At 66.1% G+C, this 25,406-nt stretch carries 23 protein-coding genes; 17 read left to right on the top strand and 6 right to left on the bottom strand.

Translation table 11 applies throughout. The features are described from left to right. Positions 1-2: 2 nt before the first annotated feature. The 8 genes from ABIC25_RS07490 to ABIC25_RS07455 all read left to right on the top strand — a co-directional run bounded on the left by ABIC25_RS07490 (position 3) and on the right by ABIC25_RS07455 (position 10,622). Positions 3-962 (top strand): VOC family protein, encoded by a 960-nt coding sequence (locus tag ABIC25_RS07490; protein ID WP_354560708.1) that lies wholly within the window; start codon positions 3-5, stop codon positions 960-962. After that, positions 962-2,560, top strand: coding sequence for a flavin-containing monooxygenase (locus ABIC25_RS07485; RefSeq protein WP_354560844.1), 1,599 nt, complete (start codon positions 962-964; stop codon positions 2,558-2,560). Before ABIC25_RS07490 ends, ABIC25_RS07485 begins: the two co-directional genes overlap by 1 nt. 18 nt (positions 2,561-2,578) lie before the next feature. Further along, positions 2,579-3,556 (top strand): alpha/beta hydrolase, encoded by a 978-nt coding sequence (locus tag ABIC25_RS07480; RefSeq protein WP_354560706.1) that lies wholly within the window; start codon positions 2,579-2,581, stop codon positions 3,554-3,556. A gap of 87 nt (positions 3,557-3,643) precedes the next feature. Next, positions 3,644-4,546 carry an SDR family NAD(P)-dependent oxidoreductase gene (locus ABIC25_RS07475; RefSeq protein ID WP_354560704.1) on the top strand — a complete coding sequence of 301 codons (903 nt, stop codon included), beginning with the start codon at positions 3,644-3,646 and terminating at the stop codon, positions 4,544-4,546. A 20-nt stretch (positions 4,547-4,566) separates the two neighbouring features. Beyond that, on the top strand, positions 4,567-5,451 hold the full coding sequence (locus ABIC25_RS07470; protein ID WP_354560702.1) for an SDR family NAD(P)-dependent oxidoreductase: 885 nt from the start codon (positions 4,567-4,569) through the stop codon (positions 5,449-5,451). Beyond that, positions 5,448-7,454 carry a flavin-containing monooxygenase gene (locus ABIC25_RS07465; RefSeq protein ID WP_354560701.1) on the top strand — a complete coding sequence of 669 codons (2,007 nt, stop codon included), beginning with the start codon at positions 5,448-5,450 and terminating at the stop codon, positions 7,452-7,454. Before ABIC25_RS07470 ends, ABIC25_RS07465 begins: the two co-directional genes overlap by 4 nt. Next, a complete protein-coding gene (locus ABIC25_RS07460; RefSeq protein WP_354560699.1) occupies positions 7,451-9,154 on the top strand; it encodes a 3-ketosteroid-delta-1-dehydrogenase in 1,704 nt (567 codons plus the stop codon). Before ABIC25_RS07465 ends, ABIC25_RS07460 begins: the two co-directional genes overlap by 4 nt. A gap of 328 nt (positions 9,155-9,482) precedes the next feature. Next, on the top strand, positions 9,483-10,622 hold the full coding sequence (locus ABIC25_RS07455) for an IS30 family transposase (protein WP_435529050.1): 1,140 nt from the start codon (positions 9,483-9,485) through the stop codon (positions 10,620-10,622). Positions 10,623-10,691: 69 nt separating this feature from the next. Here the strand turns inward: ABIC25_RS07455 and ABIC25_RS07450 are convergent, their stop codons facing one another. Beyond that, the gene (locus ABIC25_RS07450) at positions 10,692-11,507 is read right to left on the bottom strand and encodes a mycofactocin-coupled SDR family oxidoreductase (protein ID WP_354560698.1); all 816 of its coding nucleotides are present in this window, start codon (positions 11,505-11,507) and stop codon (positions 10,692-10,694) included. 288 nt (positions 11,508-11,795) lie between these two features. On the opposite strand from ABIC25_RS07450, the gene ABIC25_RS07445 reads away from it, so the two are divergent. The 3 genes from ABIC25_RS07445 (at position 11,796) to ABIC25_RS07435 (ending at position 13,612) form a co-directional block, all read left to right on the top strand. Continuing rightward, on the top strand, positions 11,796-12,344 hold the full coding sequence (locus tag ABIC25_RS07445) for a flavin reductase family protein (RefSeq protein ID WP_435529043.1): 549 nt from the start codon (positions 11,796-11,798) through the stop codon (positions 12,342-12,344). Between the two features lie 25 nt (positions 12,345-12,369). After that, complete coding sequence (locus ABIC25_RS07440) at positions 12,370-12,630, top strand: hypothetical protein (protein WP_354560697.1); 261 nt, start codon at positions 12,370-12,372, stop codon at positions 12,628-12,630. Positions 12,631-12,733: 103 nt separating this feature from the next. After that, a complete protein-coding gene (locus ABIC25_RS07435; protein WP_354560696.1) occupies positions 12,734-13,612 on the top strand; it encodes an alpha/beta fold hydrolase in 879 nt (292 codons plus the stop codon). A gap of 67 nt (positions 13,613-13,679) precedes the next feature. Here the strand turns inward: ABIC25_RS07435 and ABIC25_RS07430 are convergent, their stop codons facing one another. Together ABIC25_RS07430 and ABIC25_RS07425 are read right to left on the bottom strand one after the other, a co-directional pair. Further along, positions 13,680-14,378: a Dabb family protein gene (locus tag ABIC25_RS07430; RefSeq protein WP_354560694.1), complete on the bottom strand. Its 699-nt coding sequence runs from the start codon at positions 14,376-14,378 to the stop codon at positions 13,680-13,682. Further along, positions 14,371-14,718, bottom strand: coding sequence for a hypothetical protein (locus ABIC25_RS07425; protein WP_354560692.1), 348 nt, complete (start codon positions 14,716-14,718; stop codon positions 14,371-14,373). The genes ABIC25_RS07430 and ABIC25_RS07425 overlap by 8 nt, the downstream gene beginning before the upstream one ends. A gap of 197 nt (positions 14,719-14,915) precedes the next feature. On the opposite strand from ABIC25_RS07425, the gene ABIC25_RS07420 reads away from it, so the two are divergent. Continuing rightward, entirely contained in the window at positions 14,916-15,539 is a 624-nt protein-coding gene (locus ABIC25_RS07420; RefSeq protein WP_354560839.1) for a PadR family transcriptional regulator, read from the top strand. 28 nt (positions 15,540-15,567) lie between these two features. On the opposite strand, the gene ABIC25_RS07415 is transcribed toward ABIC25_RS07420, so the two are convergent. The 3 genes from ABIC25_RS07415 to ABIC25_RS07405 all read right to left on the bottom strand — a co-directional run bounded on the left by ABIC25_RS07415 (position 15,568) and on the right by ABIC25_RS07405 (position 18,368). Then, complete coding sequence (locus tag ABIC25_RS07415) at positions 15,568-16,344, bottom strand: IclR family transcriptional regulator (RefSeq protein WP_354560690.1); 777 nt, start codon at positions 16,342-16,344, stop codon at positions 15,568-15,570. Between the two features lie 132 nt (positions 16,345-16,476). After that, complete coding sequence (locus tag ABIC25_RS07410) at positions 16,477-17,685, bottom strand: NADH:flavin oxidoreductase (protein ID WP_354560689.1); 1,209 nt, start codon at positions 17,683-17,685, stop codon at positions 16,477-16,479. Positions 17,686-17,729: 44 nt separating this feature from the next. After that, positions 17,730-18,368: a TetR/AcrR family transcriptional regulator gene (locus ABIC25_RS07405; protein WP_354560687.1), complete on the bottom strand. Its 639-nt coding sequence runs from the start codon at positions 18,366-18,368 to the stop codon at positions 17,730-17,732. An 84-nt stretch (positions 18,369-18,452) separates the two neighbouring features. On the opposite strand from ABIC25_RS07405, the gene ABIC25_RS07400 reads away from it, so the two are divergent. The 5 genes from ABIC25_RS07400 (at position 18,453) to ABIC25_RS07380 (ending at position 25,395) form a co-directional block, all read left to right on the top strand. Beyond that, a complete protein-coding gene (locus ABIC25_RS07400; RefSeq protein WP_354560685.1) occupies positions 18,453-19,322 on the top strand; it encodes an SDR family oxidoreductase in 870 nt (289 codons plus the stop codon). A 277-nt stretch (positions 19,323-19,599) separates the two neighbouring features. Beyond that, complete coding sequence (locus tag ABIC25_RS07395) at positions 19,600-20,856, top strand: ABC transporter substrate-binding protein (protein ID WP_354560683.1); 1,257 nt, start codon at positions 19,600-19,602, stop codon at positions 20,854-20,856. Between the two features lie 23 nt (positions 20,857-20,879). Then, a complete protein-coding gene (locus ABIC25_RS07390; protein ID WP_354560681.1) occupies positions 20,880-23,684 on the top strand; it encodes an ABC transporter permease subunit in 2,805 nt (934 codons plus the stop codon). Beyond that, on the top strand, positions 23,681-24,409 hold the full coding sequence (locus tag ABIC25_RS07385; RefSeq protein WP_354560679.1) for an ABC transporter ATP-binding protein: 729 nt from the start codon (positions 23,681-23,683) through the stop codon (positions 24,407-24,409). The genes ABIC25_RS07390 and ABIC25_RS07385 overlap by 4 nt, the downstream gene beginning before the upstream one ends. A 197-nt stretch (positions 24,410-24,606) precedes the next feature. After that, on the top strand, positions 24,607-25,395 hold the full coding sequence (locus ABIC25_RS07380) for a 2-keto-4-pentenoate hydratase (RefSeq protein WP_354560677.1): 789 nt from the start codon (positions 24,607-24,609) through the stop codon (positions 25,393-25,395). The last annotated feature ends 11 nt before the right edge of the window (positions 25,396-25,406 follow it).

Here is a 25,406-nt window from a genome sequence, read left to right as displayed (position 1 = left end):
ACATGACAGAGATCAGAGGTCTCGGCTATGTACGGGTTCTGGCCACCGACATGGACCGCTGGCGGGAACTCGGCTACGACGTACTCGGTTTCGCGCCGGGTTCGGGCCCCGAAGAGGACGCGCTGCACTTCCGGATGGACGAGCGCCCGTCGCGGATCACCGTCGAGCGCGCGGACGTCAATCGGGTCAGCGCGGTGGGTTGGGAGGTCCGTGACCACCTCTCCCTGCAGCGGTTGATGTCCACGCTCGACGCCGAGGGCATCGAGTACGCGCCGATGTCGCAGGACCTCTGTGACGCCCGCAAGATCGAAGCCGGCATCTCGCTGAAGGATCCGGGCGGCGCGCCGCTGGAGATGTTCCACGGGCCGGCTCTCGATCACAGCCCGGTGATCACGAAATACGGTCAGAAGTTCGTGACGGGCCAGCAGGGTCTGGGGCACGTGGTCATGCCGACCACGAACTTCGACGATTCCTACCTCTTCTACACTGAGACACTGGGTTTCCTTCCGCGCGGCGCTTTTCGGATGCCGTCGCCTCCCGGCGCCGGCCCGTTGCGCATTCGCTTCCTCGGCATCAATCAGCGCCATCACAGCCTCGCGATCATGCCGAGCCTCGAGGGCCGTGATCCCGGTCTGATCCACGTCATGGTGGAGGTCGACGAACTCGACGCCGTCGGGCGCGCCTACGACCAGGTGATGTCGCGCGACTTCCCGGTGTCCTCGACGCTCGGGCGGCACACCAACGACAAGATGGTGTCCTTCTACGTCCGCGTTCCGGGTGGTTGGGACATCGAGTACGGCACCGGCGGGAAGCTCGTCGACGAGAGTTACTACACCGCAGAAGAGATCACCGCCGACAGCTACTGGGGTCATGAGTGGATGTGGGCGCGCGAGGCGAAGGCGGCGGCACGCAGAGCGGCCCAGGACGAGGAAGTGGCCCAGGAGGAGGAAGTGGCATCGTGATGATCAGGGACTTCGATCACGATGTTGTGGTCATCGGCGCGGGACTCTCCGGTCTCTACGCGGTGTACAGGCTCCGCGCACAGGGCCTGACCGTCCACGGCTTCGAGTCCGCCGAGGGCGTGGGCGGGACGTGGTATCACAATCGCTATCCGGGCGCGCGGTGTGACGTCGAGAGCATCGACTATTCGTACTCGTTCGACGACGACCTGCAGCAGGAGTGGACCTGGTCGGAACGATTCGCCACGCAGTCCGAGATCCTCGCGTACCTCGAACACGTCGCCGACCGGTTCGATCTGCGCAAGCACTACGACTTCCTCACCCGGGTCACCTCGACCGTGTACGACGAGGACTCCGCCCGGTGGACGATCTCCACCGACACCGGGCTGACCACGAGGGCGCGCTTCGTCGTCATGGCGACCGGGGTGCTCTCCGCGACCAACCGGCCCGACATCCCCGGACGAGACCTCTTCGAAGGGGAGAGCTACCACACCGGCGAATGGCCGCACCACGAAGTCGTTTTCAACGGTAAACGTGTCGGTGTCATCGGCACCGGGTCGTCGGGTATCCAGTCGATCCCGGTGATCGCCGAGACGGCGGAGCAGGTAGTGGTCTTCCAGCGCAGCCCGAACTATTCGATCCCGGCCGGCAACCGGCCGCTCACCGACGAGATGATCGCGGACGTCAAGGCGAATTACGCCGAGCGCAGGCGGTTGTCCCGGGAGAGTGGCGGAGGCACCCCGAACGCTCCGTACCCGAAGGGCGCGATGGAGGTCGACGAGGCCGAACGCAAGCGCGTCTACGACGAGTGGTGGCATCGCGGCGGATATCTGTTCGCCAAGGCGTTCCCGGACCAGACGATCAGCCGGGAGGCCAACGACACCGCCCGTGAGTACGTGGAGACGAAGATTCGGGAGATCGTCAAGGACCCGGCGGTTGCCGACCTGCTCATCCCCACCGACCACCCCATCGGAACCAAACGGATCGTCACCGACAGCGGCTATTTCGAGACCTACAACCGCGACAACGTGACCCTGGTGAACCTGCGAGCCACCCCGATCGAGGAGATCACCCCCGGCGGGGTGCGTACGACCGAGCAGGAGTACCCGCTCGACATGCTCGTCTACGCCACCGGATTCGACGCGATGACCGGTTCGCTGTCCCGCATCGACATCCGTGGTCGGGCCGGTCGGACCATGGTCGAGGAGTGGTCGGCCGGACCGCGCACCTATCTCGGCCTCGCCGTCAACGGGTTCCCGAACATGTTCTTCGTGACCGGTGCCGGAAGCCCGAGCGTGCTGGCGAACATGGTGCTCGGCGCCGAGCAGCACATCGACTGGATCGCAGCGTGTATCGCCCATGTCGACGAACACAACGCGGCGACGATCGAGGCGGAGAAGGAAGCCGTCGACAGTTGGGTCGCGGAGTGTAACGCCAAGGCTGCCGGGACGCTCTTCCCCACCGCGAACTCGTGGTACATGGGAGCGAACATCGAGGGCAAGCCCCGCGTGTTCATGCCCTACATCGGTGGATTCGGCAACTACGGGAAAATCTGCGCCGAAGTCGCGGAGGCCGGTTACAAGGGCTTCGCGATCTCGTGAGAAGGGGAGGGCTGCAGCATGTCTGAACGGAGAACCGATCTGCACCCCGATGTCGAGGCGATGCTATCGGCGTTGGAGGCCGGGTTCCCGGACGTGACCGAACACGATCCCGCCGAACTGCGTGAGATCATCGTGTCCCGGCGGGCGCCGTTGTCGCGACAACCCGACATGGCGGTCGCCCGTGATATCGCGATCGACGGACCCGAGGGCGGCCGACTCAGAGTGCGGGTCTACGTTCCGCACGGTCCTTCCGACGATCGTCGAGGTGATGGTCGCCCGGTGGTGGTGTTCGCGCATGGCGGTGGCTTCGTGTTCTGCGACCTCGACAGTCACGACGAGCTCTGCCGGGCGATGGCGGCCGAGGTCGACGCCGTCGTGGTGTCGGTCGATTACCGTCTGGCGCCGGAGAACCCGGCGCCGGCAGCGATGGAGGACATGTACCGGGCGATCTGCTGGACGGCCGAGAACATCGCCGGCTATGGCGGAGACCCCGCTCGGATCGCGGTCGCCGGCGACAGCGCCGGCGGAAACCTGGCCGCCACCACGAGCATCGCTGCGCGCGACCGGGGCGGCCCGGCGATCATCGCTCAGGTCCTGCTCTACCCGGTCATCGACGACGACCTCGACACCGAGTCGTATCGACGCTACGGAGTCGGCTACTACAACAGCACGAAAGCGATGCGATGGTACTGGGATCAGTACGCGCCGAACGGGCGTGACAGCGCCCGGATCATTCCCACGCGCGCGGCGTCGCTCGCCGGGCTACCGGCTGCGGTGGTGGCGACGGCCGAACTCGATCCGCCGTGCTCGGCCGGAGAGGACTATGCGCGCCGCCTGCGCGAGTCCGGTGTCCCGGTCATCGAGCACCGGTTCGACGGATTGTTCCACGGGTTCTTGACCTTTCCGCAATTGTCGCTGACACCGCCTGCGCGGGAGAAGGTCTGGCAGATGATGCGCGACGTCCTCGCGCAGACGGTGAACCAACCCTCCCATTGAGTGGACCGGAACGGCCCACCGCCGCGGCACCGGGCCGAGCATAGGGCGAGATGTGAAGTCGAACACAGAAGGTGCGTAGAGGTGGTCATGACACAAGAGGAGGCGGGCCGGCGGTTGACGGGCAAGGTCGCTCTGGTCACCGGCAGCAGTCGCGGGATCGGCCGCGGAATTGCCCGCCGGCTGGCATCGGAAGGTGCGACGGTGGTCGTCACAGCTCGGTCGGCCAAGCCGTCACCGTCGGTGCGCAACGGTGAGAACCACGTGCTCGCCGGGTCGCTGGCCGAGACCGTCCAGGCGATCGAGGAAGCAGGCGGCACCGCCATCGCGATCCCGGCAGACCTGGAGAACCCGGTGGACCGTGACGGCCTCGTCGATGCTGTGGCAGAGGCCGCCGGCGGCATCGACATCCTGGTGAACAATGCGGGGTTCGCCGACTACAGCAGCATCGAGAACATGAGCGAGGAGACCTTCGACCGCACCGTCGAGCACTATCTGAAGGTTCCTTTCCTGCTGTCACAGAGGGCCATACCGCACATGCGGAAGAACGGCGCCGGCTGGATCGTCAACATCGGGTCTTCCACCGGCATGAGCCCGATCCGACCCTTCCGTGAATACAACAAGACCTCCGGCGACGTCATCTACGCCGCGACGAAGGCTGCGCAGCACCGGTTCACCCAGGGGCTTGCCGCGGAACTGCTCGACGACAACATCGCGGTCAACGCGGTCGGTCCGTCGACCGCCATCCGGACGCCCGGCGCGGCGGCACTGCTCCCCGAGGGTTACGAGACCGAACCCGTCGAGTATCTCGCCCAGACCGTGCTGGAGATGTGCACGGCATCGGCGGCCGAACGTACCGGATTGATCGCGTTCAGTCTCCACTATCCGTGGGCAACCGACACTGTCGTCCGCACGCTGGACGGGCGCGACGAGCTGCCGCGCCGCGAGCCGCCGTCGTGGAGCAATCCCAACATCCGCCCCACCGGGCTCTGACACTAGGAGTGAGCACCACGATGGGTGCTGTTGCACAACAGCGGTTCTCGACCGGAACCGCAGTGGTCACCGGAGCGGCCGCGGGAATCGGAGAGGGCCTCGCGCGCCGGCTGGCATCTCTCGGGATGACGGTCGTGGTCGCCGACATCGACGCCGATCGCGCTGCCGCGGTGGCTGCCGACATCTCCTCGGGAGGAGGGCGGGCCGAAGGGCAGGGAGTCGACGTCAGCCGCGCCGATGAGGTCGAGGCACTGGCCGAGTCGGTGTTCGAGCGACACGGCAGCGTCGAACTGCTCATCAACAACGCGGGGATCGAATCGGCGGGTCTGCTGTGGGAGATCGACAAAGCACGGTGGCGACGCCTGATGCAGATCAACGTCGACGGGGTGTTCTACTGCCTCCGGTCCTTCGTACCCCGGATGATCGCGGCAGGATCACCGGCGTGTGTCGCCAACATGTCATCGGTCGGCGGGCTCAATGCGGTTGCGGTGCAGGGTCCTTACATCGTGAGCAAGCATGCAGTGCTCGCGATGACCGAGTGTCTCCACCAGGACCTGTCGATCGTGGGAGCCCCCATCCAGGTCAGTGCGATCATCCCGCACTCGGTCCGCAGTCAGATCTTCCTCGCGGCTCAGCGGGAGGCACCGACCGACAATCCGACCGCCAACGCCGTCTTCGACGCCATGCAGCGCGACAACGTGACCAAGGGGCTCGATCCGCTCGACGCCGCGGAGCACATGATCGAGCAGATCGCCGAAGGCGAGTTCTGGATTCACTCCGACGACGAGATGTGCACGGCCGCGGCGCATCGACGTGGCCGCCAGCTCTTGGACCTTCTCCCACCATCAGACCCACGAGACATGCTCACCCGCATGGGTGTGCCGCTCCCGGAAGGCAAACCATGACCGAGACTATCTCCGCAGGAATTCAATCCGACGGAACCGAATTCGACCGGGCGCGTGTCGATCCGGACGCTCTCCGCCAGATCCTCGCCGAGTGCGACCCGGCGCCGCTGCTCATGTCACTCGTCCATCTCACCGGTGACACCACGCTTCTCGACGAGTTCGGTGCCAGGCTCGAATACTCCCGCCCCGGAACGCACTACGGGACCCCGTCGCCGAATGCGCTGCCCGCCGGCCAGTATCCGCGGGACGTGGCCGACGACATCCGGGCCCGTGCGGTGGAGATCCTCACCGGTTCCGATCTCGCGGCGCAGCTCGACGTGCCCGCACCTGACCTGTTCGCAGTGATGGCCCGGGTGGCCACCTCGCAGGAGGTCGACGAGGAGTTCATCCCTCTGCTGCGTGAACAGGCAGGCTTCGTCACCGACGAGCGGCACGTCCCGGTGACGGTGACGCCGCCGACCGACTTCGAGGTGATCGTCATCGGTGCCGGTATCACCGGTATCAACGCCGCTGTCAAGTTGGGCCAGGCGGGCTTCTCCTACACGGTCTTCGAATCCCGGGACGAGATCGGCGGCACCTGGACCCGGAATACCTACCCGGGCGCGGCCGTCGACACGCCGAGCCACTACTACTCCTATTCGTTCGAACTGAACTCGAACTGGTCCCGGTACTACCCGACGGGCCCCGAATACCAGCAGTACCTGCTCGACGTGGTCGCCAAGCATGAGCTCCGCGAGCACATTCGGCTGGATACCTCGGTGCAGTCCATGACGTGGTCCGAGGAGGATCAGGACTGGGAGGTCGTGACCCGCGACCGCTCCGGCGCCGTCGAGCGTCACCGGGCCAAGGCCGTGATCTCGGCGCTGGGGATGCTGAACTCTGCCAACATTCCCGACGTCCCGGGCCTGGACACATTCGGCGGTCGCGTCGTCCACACCGCCGAGTGGGACGCCGACCTCGATGTCACCGGCAAGCGAGTCATCGTCCTGGGAACCGGTTGCACGTCGGTCCAGGTCGTGGCGAGCATCGTCGACAAGGTGTCGGCCCTCGACGTGGTCGTCCGCACCCCGCACTGGATCGTCCCCGAGCGCACCGTCGTCCACGACGTGCCTCCCGGACAGCGCTGGGCGCTCGAACACCTCCCGTTCTACAACCAGTGGTTCCGCCTGCGTTCCTACTGGTTCGCCTCGGACAACCTCTACCGCTTGCCGCGCGTCGACCCCGAGTGGGCGGCGAGCCACTTCTCCGCGTCCGCCGAGAACGACATGGTCCTGAAGAATGCGCAGAAGTATCTGCGGGACAGCTTCCCGGACCGTCCCGATCTCATCGAGAAGCTGACGCCGGACTTCCGCCCCTACGCAAAGCGGATCGTCAAGGATCCCGGCTTCTACGCAGCACTGAAGCGCGACCATGTCTCGTTGCATCGCGCCTCGTTCGAGCGGGTGACCCCTGACGGTGTGCACACCACCACGGGCGAGTTCATCCCGGCCGATGTGATCATCCTGGCCACCGGTTTCACGCTCGACTTCACGACGAAGATCGACATCGTCGGACGGAACGGTGAGAAGCTCGCCCACGTCTGGAAGGGCGGCGAGGATCCGCGCGCGTACAAGGGCGTCCAGGTGTCCGGCTTCCCGAACCTCTTCGTGACCTCCGGCCCGAACTCGGCACCGAATCACGGAGCCGGACACAACATCACGAGCGAGGAACAGGTCCACTACGTGGTGGAGTGCCTCCAGTATCTGCTGGAGCACGACTACGCCTCCATGGATGTACGGCAGGAGGTGCTCGAGGAGTACAACGTCGAGGTCGACAAAGCCCTCGACGAGACGGTCTGGGTGCACACCGGTGGACCGGTCAACAGCTACTACCGCAACAGCAGCGGACGTGCCATCGTGCCGTGCCCGTGGCGCCTGGTCGACTACTGGACCATGATGCGCGAGCCCAATCCCGCGGACATGACGTTCGTGGCCGATCGAAAGGCTTTGGTGACAGTACGATGACCACCCCGAAGGAAGCAGTGCGGACGGTAGACCTATTGGTCGTGGGCGCAGGCACCGGGCTGGCGGCGGCACTCGCCGCGAACGAGCTCGGGTTGTCGACCCTGGTGGTCGAGAAGTCGGAGTACGTGGGCGGTTCGACCGCACGGTCAGGTGGCGCGTTCTGGATACCCGGTAATCCCGTACTGACGCGTGAGCAGCCCGAAGACACGACCGAGGTTGCGGGTACCTACTTGAGATCGGTTGTCGGAGAATCGGCGCCAGCGGAACGCGGTGCCGCCTTCCTAGATCACGGATCGGCGACGGTCGAGATGCTCTCGCGCACGACACCGATGAAGTTCATGTGGGCAACAGGCTACTCGGACTACCACCCGGAGTTGCCGGGCGGCTCCGCAGTCGGTCGGACATGTGAGTGCAAGCCGTTCGATGCGGCTCAGCTCGGACCCGAACGCGCGCGTTTGCGTCCGGGTCTGATGGAGGCTTCGCTACCCATGCCCGTCACCGGAGCCGACTACAAATGGCTCAATCTGCTGACCAGTGTGCCGCGAAGGGCGTTGTGGCGTGCTGCAAAAGCGCTGTCGATCGGGCTCGGCGGACTCGCTCTCAAGAAGGAGTACGTGGCCGGCGGCCAAGCTCTGGCCGCGGGCCTGTTCGCCGGAGTCGTGCGTGCCGGGATTCCGGTGTGGACCGACACGCCGTTGCTACAGCTGCTCTCCGACGAGGGCCGGGTGACGGGTGCGGTGGTGTCCCACAACGGCGTCGAGACCGTCGTGCACGCGCGCAAGGGTGTTGTCCTCGCCGCCGGTGGATTCGATCACGACATGGAGATGCGCCACAGGTTCCAGTCCGAACAGTTGATCGACGGGATCAGCTTCGGGGCCACGACGAACACCGGCGACGCCATCAAGATCGGCCAGGAGCTCGGAGCCGGCCTCGCGTCGATGGACCAGGCGTGGTGGTTTCCGGCGGTGGCGGCGCCCCCGGGTGGGTCGCCGTCGGTCCTGCTCGCCGAGAGGTCCCTGCCGGGTTCGTTCATCGTGGACGCCTCGGGCCGCCGGTTCATCAACGAAGCCGTGGACTACATGAGTTTCGGTCAGCGCGTGCTCGAACGAGAGCGCGCCGGGGATCCGGTCGGCGAGATGTGGCTCGTCTTCGATCAGAAGTACCGGAACAGCTATGTCATGGCGGGCGGTTTGTTCCCGCGGCAACCGCTGCCCCAGAAGTGGTATGACGAGGGTATCGCGGTCGTCGCGGACGATCCGCGCGATCTGGCGGTGCGTATGGGGGTCGACGAGTCACGCTTCGTGGACACCTTCCATTCGTTCAACGCCGCCGCCGAGGTGGGTGTCGACCACGCGTTCGGCCGGGGTTCGAGTGCATACGATCGGTACTACGGCGACCCGACAGTGACACCGAACCCCAATTTGCGGGCCTTGCATCGTGATTCGCTCTACGCGGTCCGCGTCGTGTTGAGCGATCTGGGAACCTGTGGTGGGTTGCGTGCCGACGACCGCGCCCGGGTTCTACGCGAGGACGGTTCGGTGATCGACGGTCTGTACGCGATCGGCAACTCGGCTGCCAACGCATTCGGCGCCACCTATCCCGGTGCGGGTGCGACGATCGGTCAGGGACTCGTCTACGGGTACATCGCCGCCCTCGCGGCCGCTGGGCGTCTGCCGGAGCCGGCGAAAGCCGCTCACTGACAACTGAACACCGAGAAGGGCCCCGATGACCGGCGGGTTCTAGCGATCCCCGCAACACCCTGGCTTTCAGGGAGTTGCGGGGATCGTGGTTTCTGCAGAGTTGAAGGATCGGTTCTTCGAGGCGCTGGATCGCGAAGGCGGGAGTGTCACGGTTGCCGCTCGTTGTGTGGGTGTCAATCGCAGTACTGCGTCTGGCTGGGTCCGTCGAGCCGGGTTACGCGGGCGTGGCAAGCCGGGGACCTCTGGGCATCCCGGGCGCGCTCGCTATGACCAGTTGCGGGCGAATGGTGTTCGTCGTCGCGACGCCGCCCAGCAGGTGGGCGTCAATATCCGGACTGCGCAGGATTGGGATCAAGGGATACGCAAACGTGCTCACGCGCGCCTTCATCCCGATGGTCGCCGCATCGACTACAAGACCGGTATGACGACGTACGACTCAGCGGGGCAACGGCCGTCGGTGGCCAGGATCGACGCCCAGCTGCATCCTCGGTTCCTGAGCTTGTCTGAGCGTGAACAGATCGCTGATATGCACCGTGGCGGCGACTCGTTGCGCGAGATCGGACGCCGGTTGGGGCGGGCGGCGTCGACGATCAAACGCGAGATCGATGCGTACTCGGTGTCAGGGGTATACCGTCCCTGTCGGGCTCAAACGGCTTGGGCGAGTACGTGTTTACGGCCGAAGGAGTCCAAACTCGTCACCGTTGGGCCGCTTCGGGATTACGTCCGTGACAAACTTGCCCAGCAGTGGTCTCCCGAACAGATCTGTCACGCTTTGATCGTCGAGTTCCCCGATGACAAGGCAATGCGAGTGAGTACCGAGACGATCTACCAGGCGATCTACGTTCAGGCCCGCGGCGGGTTGCGCCGTGAAGTCGCCGACGCGTTGCGCACCGGACGCACACGTCGTAAGCCTCGCCGGTCTCCAGAGCGCCGCGCAGCCCGGTTTGTCGACGAGATGGTGATGATCTCCGATCGGCCGGCTGAGGTCGAGGACCGGGCGGTACCGGGCCACTGGGAGGGTGACCTGATTGTCGGTACCCGTTCGGAATCGGCCATCGTGACGCTGGTCGAACGCACGACTCGCTACGTCCTGCTCGGGCATCTGCCTGGCGGGCATGCAGCCGAGGAGGTTCGCGACGTGCTGATCCCGCTGATCGGTTCTCTACCCGAGCATCTGCGGGGGTCGTTGACCTGGGATCAGGGCTGTGAAATGGCGGCGCACAAGCAGTTCAGCGTCACCACCGGTGTGTCGGTCTACTTCTGCGACCCGCATTCACCATGGCAGCGCGGCTCTAACGAGAACACCAATGGTTTACTGCGCCAATACTTCCCGAAAGGAACCGACTTGTCGGTACACAGCGCCGAGGACCTCGAACTCGTCGCCCACAGACTCAACGGCCGACCACGCAAAACGCTCGACTGGAGAACCCCAGCCGAGCGTCTGCGTGATTTACTTGTGCCAGTCTAACCAACCGGTGTTGCGAGGACCCCTAGAATCCGCCACCAATCATCGGGGCCCTTCTCGGTGTGCAGAGTGTCAGCGCGCGTTGAAGCCCGCGTCGACGGGGAAGGTCACACCGGTGATGTACTTCCCGGCGTCGCTGACCAGGAAGGCGATCGCGTTGGACACGTCGATCGGATCGATGAACGGCACCGGCATGAGGTTGCGGACCGCGTCGAAGTCGGCGTTCGGATCGCTGTAGAACTGTTCGATGATCGGGTTCTGGATCATCGGGGTGGCGACACCCGTGGGGTGGATGGTGTTGACCCGGATGTTCTGCGGGCCCAGCCAATTGGCGTAGTTGCGCATCAGGCCGACCACGCCGTGCTTGGCGGCGGTGTAGGCCGCGTTCACCCCACCCATGCCGCCGGTGCCCTTGAGGCCCTGGCTGGAGCTGGTGATCACGATCGACCCGCCCTGGTTCTCGAGGAGGCTCGGCACAGCTGCCTCGACCGTGTTGTGGACGCCGTTGAGGTTGACGTCGATGACATCGAGGAATGCCTCATGGGTGTTCACGTTGACGCCCAGAGGCATGATGCCCGCGTTCGCGAGCACGATGTCGACGCGCCGGCCGAAGGTCTCCTCGCCGCGTGCGAGTGCCGACGAGACCGCCTCCGGGTCACGGACGTCGCCCTGCGAGGCCACGATCTTGCCGCCGGCGGCCTCGACCTCCTTGATCGTGATGTCCAGATCGTCCGGCGTCGACATCGCGTACTCGACAGTGGAGATCTGCGCGCAGAGGTCGATCGCGATGATGTCGGCGCCCTCGCTCGCGAGTTTGATCGCGTGACTGCGGCCCTGACCTCGTGCAGCGCCGGTGATGAAGGCTACTTTGCCATCGAGCGTTCCCATTGTTTCCTCTCGGTTCCGACCCCGTGATTGCTCAGTGTTGTTTCTGTTCCCCTGGCGGACAGGATGTTCGGCCCCAGGGGACGGTCCTCCGCAGAGGAGGGCTCCGGGTAAAGCTACGAGGGCACGGAGGTCGGGCCAAGACGGGTTCCTGACCAGTGGGACGGGCTCGAGAGTCGAGCGATCTCGGCGGCTCGCCTGTCCGTCCCGGCCAACGGGAATCAGGGCGCGCATGACGATCGCGGGAACTATGGTCGCCATCACAGCGGTGTCGACGAGGAGATGGGTGTGATGGCATCAGTTCCGGATCAGGCGGTACGCACGAACACCGACGGCGGGGCGGGCCTCCCGGAGGTCGACGGGCAGCTCATGCGTCGGGTACTCGGCCACTTCGCGACCGGTGTGGTCGCGGTGACCGGCGTGCACCCGTCAACCGGGGAGCCCACCGGTCTGGCCGCGAATTCGTTCACCTCCGTGTCGCTGCACCCGCCGCTGGTCGCGTTCTGCGTCGCGCAGACGAGCTCATCGTGGCCTCTCGTCCGAGCGTCGGGACGGTTCACCATCAACATCCTCGCGGAGTCGCAAGAGCACATCTGTCGTCAGTTGGCTGCGCGTGGAACCGAGAAGTTCCGCGGCCTGAGCTGGGACCCGTCACCCTCGGGCGCGCCGGTGCTGACCGGGACCCTGGCCTGGATCGAAGCGGAGATCGAGAACGAACACGAGGCGGGCGATCACACGATCGTGGTGGCCAGGGTTCGTCACCTGCACGCCTCCGACCAGGCGCCGCTGCTGTTTTTCCGAGGTCAGTACGGACGCTTGTCCGCGGCACATGCGGGCTGAGGGAGAACAGGGGAACACCGTGACGATGACACCGTTGAACTGCAGGGGTTGCGCCCGGGTCGTACGCGTCGAGAAGTTCAGTGCGGCACACACATCGGTCGAATGGACCTTCGATTCCCGGGAGTGTCCCTTCATCGCCGCGCTGGCGGATTCCGATGTCTTCGGATCGCATTCGCGCCAGTGCGAGCAGCTGCGCCGGACGATAGATCAGGCCGTCGTCGACCACCGACTGACCGAGTCCGTGCTGGAACTACCCACGGCAGAACAGCTCCCGCGGTTGCACTGAGGCCCGGCGTCGTCTTCGACGCGGCTGCAGGGACTGTCCCCGCGTGTGCCGTTGAACGGGAACGGCGTTCGTCGTGCCGACATGACGGTGGCACGCTCGTCTGATGACGATCAACGGCGATACCCGAACCCCAGACCAGACCGCCCCCGCGCTCCTCGAGCTGCCCACCGAACATGGTGTGTTGCGCTACCGCGAGGCTGGCGACGGCCCGCCCCTGGTTCTTCTCCACGGATCGGGCCCCGGAGTCACCGGCTGGCGGAACTTCCGCGGGAACGTCCCCGCGCTCGCGGCCCACTTCCGGACGTTCGTGCTGGAGTTACCGGGATTCGGGGTCAGCGACAGCTTCGGGGCTCCCCATCCGATGATGTCCGCGCAGACCGCGGTCACGGCCTTCCTCGACGGACTGGGTCTCGACCGCGTGCGCATGATCGGCAACTCGATGGGCGGGTTCATCGCCACCGACTTCGCGCTGAACGCGCCGGATCGCGTCGAGCGTCTGGTGACCGTCGGCGGCGCCGGAACCAATCTGTACGGCCCGCAGCCGGGCGAGGGCATCATCCGTCTCAGCGAGTTCGTCGAGAACCCGACCCGCGAATCGCTGGTCGCCTGGCTCAATTCGATGGTCTACGACCGCTCGCTGATCACCGAGGAGATGATCGACGAGAGGTGGGAACAGGCGACGGACCCGGACACGCTGGCCGGCTCGCGCGCCATGTACGGCTCGGCAGCCTTGCAACGAATGTCCGATGCGATGCGGACCTCCGACGCGACACCCGGCTGGGCAAACCTGCGCAAGCTCCAGGTGCCGACCCTGATCACCTGGGGGCGCGACGATCGGGTCAGCCCCGTGGACATGTCGATCATCCCGATGCGGACGCTGCCCCTCGGTGAGGTCCACATCTTCCCCAACTGCGGCCACTGGGTCATGATCGAGCAGCAGAAGGCCTGGGAATCAGCGGTTCTCGCGTTCTTGACGCGCTGATGACTTCGGGCGGAGACAGCAAGCGCCCCACGGGACCTCCCGTGGGGCGCTTGCTCGCCTCGACGTTCTACCGCGCGGAATCCGCCGTACCCGCCAGCTCGGCCGGCGCCACCACCGATTCGTCGGCGACGCAGAAACTGTGGCAGACACGCTCTCTCACGATGCACCGCGGGTTCTCGGGGTCGAAGAACGCATCCACCGACGCCCAGTGGATCGGATGGTCCATGTATTGGCCGAGCAGGCCATCGGCGTCGGCGAACTCCTGTTCCCAGACGTGCGTCCATCGCGCGTCGCCGCCCGCCTCGGTCACATGGCTGAGCTGCCATGCCTGGATCGAGGAGATATACCGGGGCATGCGCAGCAGTGCGCGTTCAAAATCGTCGACCTGCTGATCCGACGCCGTCTCGTCCACGCGCAGGAGCAGAGTGCGGTAGACGAGTCCGCGGCCCGCCCGCTGCCGACGTCCCGAAGTCCCGGGCAGGCGGGTGTTCGCACCGTGATACTCGACCGAGTTGACACGAGCGACCGATGCTCCTGAGGTCGCCCGATCGACGTCGGCGCGGCCCCGCCGCCACTCCTCCTCGGAATCGAACTGTAGGTGGACGACGAGGTCTCCGCCGTTGCGGACTCCGGGCAGCGTCGGCGACACGAGCGTCCTGCGCGCACCTGTTGCCGAGGCGGCGGCGGACACGCGCTCGACGATCTCGTCGAGCGCCTGTGGGTCGTGCGGGTCCGTCAGGTGGACAAGTCGGGTGAGCTCATACATCGCAGAGTCCTTCCACGTCGCCGACGTCGGCCGCCATGGATCGTGAACGCTCGACGATCATCGGCGCCTTGTCGGTCCACCACTGTGCGGGAGCGGGGTCGTGCCGGGCGGCGACCATGGTCTGCCACCAATCACGTGGTCCCTGCACCGACCAGGTCGCGGTCACGGTGTTGCTGGCGTCGTCGAGCCATACCGGTGGGCTGACGACAATCCGATCCAAGGTCAACCCCCGGCGCGTGGCGGCAGGTGCGTATTCATCGAGATAGGCATCGACGAAGTCGCGTGCCGCACCGGGTTTGAGGACGACCTGATCGACAACGAAGATGGTTCGGTCGCTCATGGAGGATCACGGTATCGGGTGGGTGAACGACCTGCTGGTCGATCTCCCGGTAGCCGGGAGGTGAGCGGATCGGGCGCAGTGCGCTCCCGGTGGCCGGGAAAGCAGACGACTGATCACGGTCGTCCCGTTGATAGTCTCGCCTGGTGAGCGACGATCCCCATCCGAACCTGCCGGCGACGAGCTGGGCGGTGCTGGGCATGCTGTCGTTCGGCGAGGAATTGACCGGCAACGATCTCAAGAAGTGGGCGGACTGGAGTATCGGCTTCTTCTACTGGAGCCCGTCGGTGAGTCAGGTGTACGCCGAGCTGAAGAAGCTCGAAGACCAGGCGCTGGTCGTGTCGCGCAAGGTGTCCGACGAGGGTGTGCGCGGTCGGCGCGTCTACGGGATCACCGACAGGGGTCTCGAGGCGCTGCGCAGCTGGTCTCGTTCGGCCGACGTCGAGATCCCCGTGCTGAAACACAGTGTGATGCTGCGTCTCTACATGGGACACCTGCAGACGGCTGAAGAACTCAAACGCGTTGTGCGTGCCCACATCGCCAACCTCCGAGAAGCCGCGGACCGGGCTGCGCTGCACGCCGAACACTCCGACGCCGAGCCCGGCTGGGCCTTCTCCCAGATGAGCCTGCGGTGGGCGCAGCGCTACTACCAGTCCGAGATCGAGCTCGCACAGGAGTTGTTGGACGAGATCGACACTGCCGCCGAGCGATTCGAGTCGTCCGCCGACCACGACGATCGGGGACTGCCGATCCCCAGGAATCCCGGCGTGTGGCGTGACGTCCCTGCCGATTCGGGAACCGGCGATTCCGTACACCCCGCCTGACGGGTCACGCCGCGTGGCGGCGCAGTGGTCACCCCTCGGCGAGCACTCGCGCCGCTGTGGGCATTGACCGCATCAGGTTGCGCCGCTGAAGAGTCGGGGTGACCCGGATTCCGTCGCACATGCTGCGCCAGATGGCGCCGGCGGTCAGGCGTACCGGGGTGATCATCGTCGAATCGAACACCAGGTCGCGCAGGGGCCCACACACCGAGACCGCTGTGGTCGCCTCGCCGACCGGTCCGATCGGCGCGGCTATACAACCGAACCCGCTGACGGATTCGTTGCGCTCGAAAGCGATTCCATGCTCGAGTATCAGATCGGCGCCGGGCATCCGGTGCCCGGTGTAGGCGAGCAACGCCCGTCCCAGCGCCGATCGGCGTGCGTCCCGGCGACCCCCGATCCGGGTGGGCACGAGGGGGGCCAACCGGCCGCCGATCTTGTCCAGGTAGACGACATCGTCACCGTCCAGGACGGCCAGATGCACAACCATGCCGGTCGTCCGATAGAGCTGATGCAGGTGTTCGGTCGACGCGGCGTGCACACGGTCCTGGTGAACGGCCAGCGATCCCAGTTCGACGAGCCGGATACCGAGGCTGTAGCTGCGGCCGTCTCGGCTCAGCCACCGCAGGGCGACGAGCCGCTCGAGCATCCGGTGCGCCGAGGATCGCGGCAGGCCGGTCCGGAGCACGATCTCGGCGAGACTCAGCCGGTCCCGGCCGTCGAAGGCGTCGAGGACGAGCGACAACCGATCGAGAATTGCGCTCGGCGCTGACGGGGCGTCGTCGGCGATCTCGTTCGAGATGGACATACCGTCGCTCCTTGTTCCGGGCAGCATCGCCCTGACGTGGCTATTTCTATTAGGAAGTGTGCCACACAGCGTAACCGATGTGAAACAGCTCACGAAAGTCCTGCACAGAATCGGCGCCGGACGCGGCCGGGTTCAGGCCCCCGCGTCGACCACCAGCGGACATCTGGTGCCGGTGAAGATGCTCGCCGCGCACAGGTTGCAGTGGATGCACAGCGAGGTCGTCGCCAGATCCTTCTGGATGCGGTTGATCAGGTCGGGCTCGCGCAACAGTGCGCGCGCCATGGCCACGAACTCGAAGCCGTCGCGCATCGCGGTGGTCATGCCGTCATGATCGGTGACCCCGCCGAGGAGCACGAGAGGCATGGTCAGTGCCTCGCGGAACTGCCGCGCGTGGTCGCGGAAGTAGAGCGGTTGATACGGGTACTGTTTGAAGACGAACCGGCCGAACATCTTCATGCCGAGTTTGACGATGCCCGACTGTGTCTCGGCCATCGCATGGATCGGCACGTCGCCCCGGAAGAGATACATCGGGTCCAGCAGAGACGATCCGCCGGTCAATTCGATCGCGTCGAGATGTCCATCCGCCTCGAGCATCTGGGCGAACCGGAGTGATTCGTCGAGCCACAGCCCGCCCGGTACGCCGTCGGCCATGTTCATCTTGGCGATGACGGCGACCTCCCCGGCGGCCGCCTCGCCGACCTCGGCGACGATGCGGCGGGCGAACTGGGCGCGATTGGACAGCGAGCCACCCCAAGAATCCCTGCGGCGGTTGATGTTCGGGCTGAGAAACGAACTCGCGAGGTAGTTGTGACCGAGATGGATCTCGACCGCGTCGAAGCCGACGTCCTTGGCCATGCGTGCGGCATCCCCGTGTGCCTTGATGACCCGGACGATATCGTCCTCGGTGGCGGCACGGTCGAATCCCATCGCCAGCGGGTTCGGCCGGGCCGACGGTGCGATGGACGGCAGTCCGTTGGACCGCGAGTTGGCCACCGGTCCCGCGTGCCCGATCTGGGCCGACACCTTGGCGCCGGTGGCGTGCACCGCCTCGGTCAGCCGTCGCAGACCCGGCAGCGCCTCCGGCCGCCAGTAGATCTGGTCGCGCTCGGTACGTCCTTCCGGTGCGACGGCGAGGTAGGCGACGGTGGTCATGCCGACACCGCCCCGTCCGACGGCGACGTGGAAGTCGATGAGTTCGTCTGTCACCAGTGCATCGCGGGTGACGCCTTCAAAGGTTGCGGACTTGATGATGCGGTTGCGCATCGACACCGGACCCAGGCGGGCCGGGGCCAGTGGATCCGGTGTGGTCGTCGCGGGAACGGGGGACGCGATGTCGGGCATCGGGATTTCCTTGTGTCGGTTGGACTGGGACTGGGGCTGAGGCCTCACGCGCCGCTCGGGTTCTCCGGGATGCGGATGTCGATCCAGCCGAGCATCGCGTCGACCGCGTCCGCGGAGTCCCCGTTCGCGCCGGAATCGGCCCATTCGGTGAGAGCGGCGAACGCGGCGGCCTGGTACGTCGACGCCAGTGCGCGGCAGATCGCGGGCGGAGCGTGCGGCACTCGCCGGCCGATGAAGGCGGCGAGTTCGTCGATCCAGGGGCGATAGGCGCGGGGTGCCATCGCGAGGAGCTCCGGCTCGTCGGCGATCAGCCGTAACCAGGCCGGATTGACGCGCTGCACGCGGGGGTGATGCGACACCGAACTGACGACGCCGGTGCGGATCGCATCGGCGAGGGAGTCTGCGGCCGAGGTCTTCTCGAGAGCCCCTCGCAGCCGTTCGGTGGCGTATGCGACGCCGATCCAGGCGATGTCGGCCTTGGTGTGGAAGTGGCGCAGCAGCGTTCGCGCGCTCACCCCGGTGGCCTCGGCCAGGTCGGCCCAGCTCGTTTCGGCGAACCCCCGCTCACGCCACAGCTTGAACGCTGCTTCCGCGACGGCTCCCGAGTCGATCACCGACGGCCGCCCGCGGCCGCGCCGGCCGCCCGAGGAGGGCGGCGAGGGCGGATCGTCGAGGGGGAACACCCACCGAGCAGACCATTTTTGTCTTAGTGTGTCAAATATAGGTGGTGGCGCGATGTCGTCGTCATCGAGACGGAGGAACAAGCGATGGGAGAACGAGCGGTGAAGTGTTACGTGGTGACCGGTTCGGCGTCGGGAATGGGCCGTGCTGTCACGGAAAAGCTGCGCGCACAGGGGCATACGGTCATCGGTGTCGACCGCGTCGACGCCGATGTGATCGCGGATCTGTCCACCGCGGATGGGCGGCACACGGCGATCGCCGACGTCTTGGCGGCAGCAGATGGACGGCTCGACGGCGCCGTACTCTCCGCGGGTCTGGGGCCGACGCCCGGCAAAGAACGGCTCCGTCTGATTGCGGAGGTCAACTACCTCGGCGTCGTAGAACTTCTCGAAGGTTGGCGGTCCGCGCTGGCCGCCGCAGATGAGGCGAAAGTCGTGGTGTTCTCGAGCAACTCGAGCACAACCGTCCCCGCGGTGCCCTCGCGTACCCTCGCGGCGTTCGCCGAGCGCGACATCGACAAGGTGTGCCGATCGGTGCGGATCTTCGGCAAGCAGGCCGCGCCCATCGTTTATGCGGGTTCCAAGATCGCGGTCAGTCACTGGGTTCGCCGCGCGGCTGCCACCCGCGACTGGGCGGGTGCCGGCATACGGCTCAACGCACTGGCGCCGGGCGCGATCCTGACCCCCCTTCTCGAGCGGCAGCTGGCGACCCCCACCGAGGCCAAGGCGATCCGGAGTTTCCCGGTTCCGATCGGCGGCTTCGGGGATGCCGCTCAGCTTGCCGACTGGGTGCTGTTCATGGTGTCCGACTCCGCGCAGTTCCTTTGCGGGAGCGTGATTTTCGTGGACGGCGGCTCGGACGCGTACTTCCGGGCCGCGGACTGGCCGCGGGCGGTGCCGGTCCGGCGACTGATCGGTTATGCCCGGCGGTTCCGGGGATTCACGCCGTACCGCTGACACCGGAGGTCGTTCGTTCGGTTCATCAACCGCCCGGTCCGGCCCCCACGGACCGGGGCGACTTTCTGTGCAGGTCAGAGGGTCGTCGGGAGGTGCCGACCGGATTGGGCGACGAATGTCCCGGTCACCGGGAACTGCCGTCTCCGCAACGCCACCGCGTGCGCTCATAATTCACTGCTTGCACCCGGAGGGTGATGCGAATCACGCGGGGGGAGCCGATGTGTGGGATGTCCTATCCGATGCGCGGGCCTCGCAGTTCTGTGAAGGAGTACCTGTTATGAAACTCGGTGGACTGACTCGCCATCGGCGAGCCGTGGCCGGCCTGAGCGCGCTCGCGGTTGTGAGCGTGGTCGGCCTGACGGCATGCGGCACTGACGATTCCTCGAGCAGCAGCGCACCGTCGGCGGCGACGACGTCCCTGCCCGCCGACCCGGCCGACGGCACGCCTGTCAAGATCGGCTTCATCTCCGCCGAGGGCGGTGCCGCGGTCTCACTGCCCGAGTACCGGCAGGGCGCGGAAGCGGCAGTCGAATACGTCAACCAGAACGGCGGGGGCCTGGCCGGGCACCCGGTCGAACTGGTCGTCTGCAAGCAGCAGGAGGAGCCCACCTCGGCCACCAAATGCGCCAACGAGCTGGTGGAGCAGGGTGTTTCAGCCGTGCTGTCACCCGGGACATCCATGGGGCAGGTGATCGTCCCGATCGTCACCGGGGCCAAGATCCCGTACGTGACGCTCAACGCGGTCTCCGCCGCCGAGCTCACCTCACCGGGTGTCTCGGCTCTCTCCGCCGGACTCCCCGGGACGCTCACCGCCACGGCGACGGGCGCGAAGAGTGAGAATCTGAAGAAGGTCACGATCTTCGCCAGCGACGGTGGCGGCATCGGCAACGTGATCCGCCAGATGGGTGATCCGATCTTTCAGGCGATGGGCATCGATCTGAACGTCGTGCCGATCCCGCTGGGCGTGCCGGACCCGACCCCGATGGTCTCGGCCGGACTGTCGGAGAAGCCCGACGGAATCAGCGTCGTGGCGGATGCGGCAACCTGCGCTGCCGTGCTCAAGTCGGTCCAGACCCAGAACCCCACGATCAAGAAGATCCTCAACCCGATCTGCCTGGACCCGAACGTCACCGATGTCGTCGGTCTCGACGCCGTGAAGGGCAACATCGGCATCACCGCGACCGACTACCTCTCCGACGATCCGGATTCGGTCCTCTACCGGAGCGTCTTCGAACAGTACGCACCCGATCTGTCGATCACCGGTGCCGGATCCTCGGGCTACCAGGTTGTTCTCGGCGTAGTCCGTGCTGCCGACGGTATCCAGGGCGAGGTGAACGCAGCCGCCATCGCGGATGCCCTGAAGGCGAGCAAGAACGTCGAGATGCCCGCGGGTGGCGGAGTCACCTTCACCTGCAACGGGTCCGCCTTCCCGCAGATGCCGACACTGTGCGCGAGCCAGACGCTCTACGGCACGATCAACGATCAGGGTGTCCCGGTCGACCTGAAGGCCGCCGGACAGAAGCCGGCCGCGTAAGCGTCTGGGCAGAAGGAAACAACATGACTGACCATCTCTCCTATCTCGTACTCGGCCTCGGCAACGGCGCGGTGTACGCGGCCATCGGGCTCGCACTCGTGATGACCTTCAAGAGCTCCGGCGTCGTGAACTTCGCGACCGGCGCGGTTGCCCTGTACACCGCGTACACCTACGTCCTGCTGAGGACGGGGGAGCTGATGGTCCCGATCCCGGGCCTCCTCAAGTCGATTCACCTCGGTGGACCACTTGGGGTGGTTCCGGCCATGGCGATCGCGCTCGTCATAGCCGCTGTTCTCGGGGTGCTCTGCTACGCCTTGATCTTCCGGCCGATGCGCAATGCCTCGGTGGTGGCCAAGGCGGTGGCCTCGATCGGTCTGATGATCGTCCTGCAGGCGGTCATCGCCCAGCGGGTCGGCACGCAGATCCCGCTGGTTGAACCGATTTTCCCGATGAAGACCATCCCCATCGGCGATGGCGTCGCGCCAACCGACCGTATGTGGCTCGCGGGTTGCGTCGTCGGTCTCGCGATCGTCACCACACTCGCCTTTCGGTACACCAGATTCGGCGTCGCGACCGAGGCGGCGGCCGAATCGGAGAAGGGTGCCTATCTGACCGGACTGTCGCCGGACAAGATCGCGTTCAGCAACTGGGCACTGTCCTCGGTGTTGGCCGGCCTCGGCGGCATCCTCATCGCCCCGCTGGTCTCGCTGAATCCGGTTGCATACACGATGTTCATCGTTCCCGCGCTCGCCGCGACGCTCGTCGGCAACTTCTCGTCCATCTGGCTCACCGTGATCGCCGGGATCGCGATCGGCGCCTTGCAGTCCGAGGCGACCAATCTGCAGAACACCTTCGACTGGATTCCGAAAACTGGTCTCTCCGAAGCGATCCCGCTCATCCTCATCCTCGGCTTCCTGGTGGTGAAGGGGCGGCCGCTACCCGATCGCGGTGCGGTGGTGCGCCAGGCACTGGGCCGGGCGCCCCGTCCGGAGCGGATCGTCCTCCCCGCACTGGTGTCGATCGCATTGGCCGTCATAGCCTTGATGCTGACCACCGGGAGCTATCGGGCGGCCGTGATCACCAGCATCATCTTCGCCGTCGTCGCGTTGTCCCAGGTGGTCGTGACCGGTTATGCCGGGCAGGTGTCGTTGGCCCAGCTGACCCTGGCCGGCGTGGGTGCCTACTCCCTGTCGGTTCTCAACACCCACCTCGGCATCCCGTTCCCGTTCGCGCCCATCATCGCGGCGGTCGTCGCCACCGTGCTCGGTGTCGTCGTCGGTCTGCCGGCCCTGCGCGTCCGCGGCCTACCGCTGACCGTCGTGACGCTCGCGCTCGCGGTGTTCCTGGAGGCGTTCTGGTTCCGGAACCCCTCGCTGAACGGCGGGGTCACCGGCGCGCCCATCGACACCCCGTGGTTCCTCGGGATCGACCTCGGGATCGGTGCCGGGGAGAACTACCCCCGCCTCGCGTTCGGCGTCCTGTGCCTGATCGTGCTCGTTCTCGTCGGGCTCGGTGTGGCCTGGCTGCGACGCAGCACACTGGGGACCGACATGCTGGCCGTCCGCGCCAACGAGCGGTCGGCGGCGGCAACCGGTATCGATGTGTCGCGAACCAAGCTGGCCGCCTTCGGGATCGGCGCGTTCATCGCCGGCCTCGGCGGCTCCCTGCTCGGCTACCAGCAGACCCTCGCCACCGCCGAGTCGTTCACGGTGTTCCTGGGAATCAGTCTGTTCGCGGTCATGTACATCGCCGGCATCACCTCGATCACCGGCGGGATCCTGGCCGGCCTCATGGCACCGGGCGGTCTGCTGTACATCGTCCTCGACCGTGCGGCCGACATCGGGGAGTACTACACGCTGATCAGCGGAATCCTGCTGATCGTCTCGGTGATGGCCAACCCGGACGGTATCGCGAGCCGGCTGCCTCACATTCCCTGGCCGGCGCTGCCCGCGCTGCGGCGGCGGGCCGCCGACGAGGTGTCGGTTGCCGCCGGATCCGCGACCTCAGGTGATGCGGCGCCGTCGATCGACCGCACCGATCCGGTTCTCGCGGTGGCCGGTGTCGGTGTCCGTTACGGCGCGGTGGTCGCCGCCGAGGACGTGTCGTTCGAGGTCTATCCGGGAGAGATCGTCGGACTCATCGGACCGAACGGCGCCGGGAAGACCACGATCATCGATGCGGTGACCGGATTCGCGCCATCCACCGGTGCGGTCACACTAGGGGGCCACGACATCAGCACGCTGCGCCCGCACGTGCGCAGTCGGCACGGGTTGGGTCGGAGTTTCCAGGACGTCGAGCTGTACGACGATCTTTCGGTGGCCGAGAACGTCACCGTCGGCGCGAGCCGGTCCCGTTCGGACGTGCCGGTGGAACGTCGGGTCACGCAGGTGTTGCAGATGGTCGGGCTCGACGAGATGGCCGACGCCGAGGTCGCCACCCTCTCCCAGGGCCGGCGCCAGCTGGTCTCGGTGGCACGAGTTCTCGCGGCATCGCCGAAGGTCGCGCTGCTCGACGAGCCGGCTGCCGGGCTGGACTCCTCGGAGAGCCAGTGGCTGGGCGAACGGCTGCGGATGGCCCGCGACGCCGGGACCTCGATCCTGATGGTCGACCACGACATGGACCTCGTCCTGTCGATCTGCGACCGCGTCGTGGTTCTCGACCTCGGCAAGGTCATCGCGACCGGAACGCCCGAGCAGATCCGCACCGAGGATGCTGTCATCCGTGCCTATCTCGGGATACCAGGTGGCGCGGTGGATGCCGAGCACGAAGCGATCCCGGAGTTGCACGGCGCAACCCAGACCACAAGCACCCAGGAGGTCCTGTCGTGAGCGCGTTGCACTGCACGGGATTGACAACCGGATACACCAAGCAGCGTCCGTGTGTGCGGGACGTCGACCTCACGGTGGAGGCGGGCGAGATCCGGTGCCTGCTCGGTCCGAACGGTGCGGGAAAGACAACTCTGCTGCTGGCTCTGGCGGGGATGCTGCCGCGGTTCGGCGGTGACATCGAGGTCGACGGGACCTCTCTCGCCGGTGGACGTCCACGTGACGCGGTTCGTGCCGGGATGGTCCTCGTGCCGGACGACCGCGCGTTGTTCCGGCAGCTGTCGACTGTGCAGAACCTCCGACTCGCTGTGCGGGAGCGCAGTCGGCGAGCCGCGGCTGTGGACCAGGTCATCGAGTACTTTCCCTCGCTCGAGAAGCGGTTGAAGATCGACGCGGGGCGACTCTCTGGTGGCGAGCAGCAGATGCTCGCGATCGGCCGTGCCATCGTCCAGCGGCCGAAGGTCCTGCTCATCGACGAGCTCAGCATGGGGCTCGCGCCGGTGATCGTCGACGAGATCCTCGAGGTCCTCCGGCGCCTCGCCGCCGACACCGGGATGGCAGTCGTCCTCGTCGAGCAGCATGTGCACCTGGCTCTGAACGTCGCGGACACCGCGGCCGTGGTGGTGCACGGGAACGTGGTCATCGACGACTCGGCGTCGGCCCTGCAGGCCGAACCGGCGCGAATCGAGCGCGCATACATGGGAACCGAGGGCGCGGTGGCGGTCTGACGGTGGCGGCGACGGTCCCGCTGAATGGACTCACCGGCCTACTTCGCGCACAGACGTAGTGGAATCAGCATCGTCACGTCGACCCGGATCCGGTGCAACGGGATGTCGGAATATTAGAACGTGTTCTAGAATTGAGTGATGCGCTTGCGCGCGACTGCGGTGGTGAGCGTTCCCCAGGTGTACGAGAGTGAGGCGAAATGGCGGTTGACCAGGCGATTCGCGAGCAGATCGCTGCCGACCTGGCGCGGGCGGAGGCGTCGGCGACCGCGATCGACCGGCCCACCGACGCCCATCCTGACCTCGATGTGGTCGACGCGTACGAGATCCAGCTGATCAACATCCGCAAGCGACTCGACGCCGGGGCCAAGGTCGCCGGGCACAAGGTCGGCCTGGCCTCCGAGGCCATGCAGAAGATGATGGGCGTCGACGAACCGGACTACGGCCATCTGCTCGACGACATGCAGTACTTCGAACACACCCCGATCGACGCCAAGAAGCTCTGCTTTCCGCGCGTCGAAGTCGAGGTCGGCTTCATCTTGGGCGAGGACCTGCCGGGCGAGGGCTGCACCAACGAAGACGTGATCGACGCGGTGGCCTGGGTGGTGCCCTCGATCGAGTTGATCGACTCCCGGATCAAGGACTGGAAGATCACGCTCTGCGACACGATCGCCGACAATGCGTCGTCGTGTGGGTGGATTCTCGGTCAGCAACGCGTCCCGATCTCCGAGATCGACACCGGTGACATCGAGGCGACGTTGACGCGCAACTCGGAGATCGTCGCGAAGGGCAATTCGTCTGCGGTATTGGGCCATCCGCTGAACGCCGTGAGTTGGCTCGCGCGCAAGGTCGAGGGCTTCGGAGTGCGCCTGCGCAAGGGCGACGTGATCCTCCCGGGCACCGCGACGCGGGCCATCGACATCTCGTCGGGCGATCACTTCGTGGCGGAGTTCGCCGGCCTGGGCAGCGTCACGCTCGACTTCACCTAGACACGAAGTGT

The organism is Gordonia sp. PvP123 (assembly GCF_040547295.1).
GTDB classification, from domain to species: Bacteria; Actinomycetota; Actinomycetes; order Mycobacteriales; family Mycobacteriaceae; genus Gordonia; species Gordonia terrae.
Note: the sequence above shows the minus strand (reverse complement) of the source record. Positions and strands in the feature narration are given on the sequence as shown.